Source organism: uncultured Blautia sp. (assembly GCF_902497045.1).
Taxonomy (GTDB): domain Bacteria; phylum Bacillota; class Clostridia; order Lachnospirales; family Lachnospiraceae; genus Blautia_A.
The window spans coordinates 1-3,966 of sequence record NZ_CABVDF010000244.1 but is presented as its reverse complement, the minus strand read 5'-3'; the positions used below and the strand labels follow the sequence as shown (position 1 = coordinate 3,966).

At 42.2% G+C, this 3,966-nt stretch carries 3 protein-coding genes; 2 read left to right on the top strand and 1 reads right to left on the bottom strand.

The features are described from left to right. Positions 1 to 78: 78 nt before the first annotated feature. On the bottom strand, positions 79 to 1,446 hold the full coding sequence (locus tag RDS42_RS13100; RefSeq protein WP_308784050.1) for an MATE family efflux transporter: 1,368 nt from the start codon (positions 1,444 to 1,446) through the stop codon (positions 79 to 81). 486 nt (positions 1,447 to 1,932) lie between these two features. On the opposite strand from RDS42_RS13100, the gene hflK reads away from it, so the two are divergent. Both hflK and RDS42_RS13090 read left to right on the top strand, forming a co-directional pair. Beyond that, positions 1,933 to 2,994: an FtsH protease activity modulator HflK gene (gene hflK / locus RDS42_RS13095; RefSeq protein ID WP_308784049.1), complete on the top strand. Its 1,062-nt coding sequence runs from the start codon at positions 1,933 to 1,935 to the stop codon at positions 2,992 to 2,994. A 5-nt stretch (positions 2,995 to 2,999) separates the two neighbouring features. Continuing rightward, positions 3,000 to 3,881: a protease modulator HflC gene (locus tag RDS42_RS13090; protein ID WP_308784048.1), complete on the top strand. Its 882-nt coding sequence runs from the start codon at positions 3,000 to 3,002 to the stop codon at positions 3,879 to 3,881. Positions 3,882 to 3,966 lie beyond the last annotated feature (85 nt).

The window sequence follows — 3,966 nt, the reverse complement described above, 5'->3', positions numbered from 1 at the left end:
TAACAGACCCTTATAGGGTCAAAGCAAACCACCGGCTAAGCCGGTGGTCGTGATTAGGACAAATCGTGATTATAAGTTTCAGGAAATAATTGCTTTTTCACGTTTGAGAAGGTGTTTATCAATGATCAGAAGAAATACGATCGTAGATACGGCTGAGCTGATTACATCAGAAAGCGGCTCTGCATAAAAGGCCGTGGAAGCCTGATAAAAAGCCGGAAGGGCAATGGTTCCCATAATGTACAGGGACTTTCTGAGTACAGACAGCGTAAGGGCTGTTTTGGTACGTTCCAGAGCAGTCAGTGCATCCACAAATACATACTGGAAACTTAAAGGAATCACCATCATGGTAAATACCCGGATCCCCCATATGGAAAAGTCTATATATTCTGGATTGGAAGTAAAAAGCAATACGAAGACCTTTGGAAGGAATTGAGACACTATAAACATGGCAGTTGTAAAACAAAGCATCAGTTTTAAGATAGTACGAATGGCTTTTTTTACTCTCTGTGTTGCCTGAGCGCCATAATTATAACTGATAACAGCTTGTGTGCCTCCGCTGATGCCGATCATAGGTGCAGTGATCATCAGCATATAGCTCTGAACAATGGTAGCACAGGTGATCAGCATATCTCCCTGCTTGGGACCGCCGTATTTCTGAAGAACAGCATTCATGACAATAAGAAGGATACTGTCGGTTGCCAGTATCAGAAAAGGCGAAAGTCCAAGATAAACGATATTCAGCATAAGACGTCTGTCATAGTTTCCAAAAGAAATAGGAACATGTACTTTTTTGCTGAAAAGAAAAAGAATCGCAAAGGCACAGGATGCCATCTGGGAAATAACAGTTGCAATAGCTGCACCGGCAACGTCCATATGGAACAAAAAGATAAAAACCGGATCCAGAATAATATTAGAGACTGCTCCGATCAGAACGGTGGTCATTCCTGCAACAGGGAATCCCTGACAGTTGATAAAATAATTCAGTCCGGCTGCCATCAGTGCGAAAAAAGTTCCTGCAGTGTAGATTGTCATATAGGTATTGGCATAAGGAAAGGTAATCTCACTTGCACCAAACCATATCAGCAGACGATCTTTCATAAGAAGAAAGGAGACGGTCAGCAGAACAGAAATGACAGACAGCATTAAAAATGAGTTTGACAGAATCTGCTTTGCCTTTTTAAAATTTTTTTCTCCCAGACGGATTCCAAGAAGAATAGAACCGCCAAGCCCAACCAGGGTTCCAAAGGAAGAAAGAAGAGTGACAATGGGACCGCAGACTCCTACTCCGGCCAGCGCCAGTTCCCCGATTTTGGGAATATGCCCGATATACATACGGTCAATAATGCTGTAAAGCACATTGACAAACTGGGCAATCATTGCCGGAATGGCAAGACGGAATACAAGGGAAGAGATAGGATCCTTTCCCAGATCTGTTGTGTGTTTCATGGTATTTTTAAATCCCCTCGATGAAAAAAGTGTGTGGAAATTCCACACCAGGTAATACTATATCAGAAGTAAGGAAGCGATTCAACTAATAAAAATGGGAGATTAATCAGAAAACAGCACAAAAACATTTATGAATTTTCGTGCAATATTCTGATTTTGTACTTAGTGAAAAAATAAACTTGCAAGGATCTTCTAAATATGATAATATTCCATTCAAAGAAAAGGGAGTAGCGGCCATGAATGAAAACGAGATTGTTTTTCAGAAAGTGGTACATATTTGCGTCAGTACGGTATCTGAATTATCATAATGATATCCGCGATATGAAGTAAGCAGCAAGACTTTTGTTTTGAGGCAGAATATGATCTGTCCGAAATGAAAGTCTTTTTCTTTTCTTTAAACATCAGAAAAGCCCTGGAAGGACATATCTGAACCTCAGAAAAGATATATCTGTATGTTCGAAAGAAAGGGCAGCAAGGAGGATGCAGATGGAGGAATTTAATAATAACAATATGAATATGAAAAAGAAATGGTCCCCCAGAAAACCAAAAGCAGGAAAGCATATAAAAAAAGCAGCAGTCATTGCGGCGTCTGTGGCAGTAGTGGGACTGCTTGCAACCGATTGTACCTACCAGATCCAGGAACAGGAGCAGGCTGTACTGTCTACATTGGGAGTTCCCAAGGCAGTAACGGAAACAGGACTTCATTTTAAGCTGCCGCTGATCCAGAAGGTACATAAGGTAAATACCACTATTCAGGGCTTTCCGATCGGGTACAATCAGCAGAATAATGATGTGGTAGCAGACGAAGGAATCATGATCACTTCAGATTATAATTTCATTGATGTGGATTTCTTTGTGGAGTACAGGATTACAGAGCCGGTGAAATATCTTTATACGTCTCAGCAGCCGGAGGAGATTCTGAAAAGTATTTCCCAGAGCTGCATACGTACGGTGATCGCCAGCTATACAGTGGATGACGTCCTTACAACAGGAAAAAGTGAGATCCAGGCAAAGATCAAGGATATGATCATGAAAAAAATGGAAGAGCAGGATGTGGGAATTCAGCTGGTGAATATTACCATACAGGATTCCGAGCCGCCTACACAGGAAGTTATGAAAGCGTTTAAAGCTGTTGAGACAGCGAAACAGGGAAAAGAAACAGCAGTCAATAATGCAAACAAATACAGAAACGAGAAGCTTCCGGAAGCTGAGGCACAGGCAGACCAGATCGTTCAGGATGCAGAAGCCCAGAAGCAGGTGCGTATCAACGAAGCTGAGGCAGAGGTGGCAAGATTTAATGCCATGTATGAGGAATATGTAAAAAATCCTACAGTGACCAAACTCCGTATGTTTTATGAAACCATGGAGGATGTACTTCCGGGTATGAAGATTGTGATTGATAATGGTGACGGTACGCAGAAGGTTCTTCCTCTGGATTCCTTTACCGGAGACGGCGGACAGGAAGCAGAAAATGGACAGAGTGCAGAGGAGCCTTTGCAGACTCAGGATGGGACAACAGATGTTCAGACAACTCAGGGAGGTGAATAAATACTATGAAAAAGAAAAAAGTTCTCATAGGTATTGCCGGAGTTTTTGTATTTGCAGCAGCTCTTACATCAATTACGGTAACAAAGCAAAATGAATATAAGCTGATCCGTCAGTTTGGAAAGGTGCAGCGCGTCATCGATAAGCCGGGTATCAGTCTCAGGATACCGGTGGTGGAAACTACAGCAACATTGCCAAAGCAGACGCTTCTTTACGATTTGGCACCATCTGATGTTATCACAAGAGACAAGAAGACTATGATCACAGACAGCTATGTGATCTGGAGGATCTCTGATCCATTGAAATTTGCAAGGACACTGAATTCTTCCATTGAAAATGGAGAAAGCCGTATCAATACAGCTGTATATAATGCAACAAAAAATGCCATCAGCAGCATGTCTCAGGACGAAGTGATCACAAGCCGGGATGGAGAACTTGCAGAAATGGTTATGGGATCTGTGGAAAACAACATGGAGCAGTACGGGATTTCTGTAATGCTGTTTGATACCAAGCAGCTGGATCTTCCTGATGATAATAAGGAAGCTGTTTATGAACGGATGGTTTCCGAAAGAGATAACATTGCAGCTACCTATACGGCGCAGGGTAATTCAGAGGCCAAGGTGATCAGAAACACTACTGACAAAGAGGTTGCCATTCAGATTTCTGAGGCAAAGAAAAAAGCAGAAATTCTGGAAGCAGAAGGCGAGCAGGAATATATGAAGATTCTTGCCAGTGCTTACGGGGAAGAGGGAAGAAGCGATTTCTATTCATTTGTAAGAAGTCTTGATGCTTTGAAGAATTCTATGAAGGGTGAAGATAAGACTGTGATCCTTTCCGCAGATTCTCCGATCGCTCAGATCTTCCAGGGGAATTCCGGAACAGTGGAATAAAGAGGCAGGAAACTGTGATATTATAAATAATAAAGGGACAGCAGGAACCGGAACGTGGAAACGGGAAGGTACCTGCTGTTTTTAA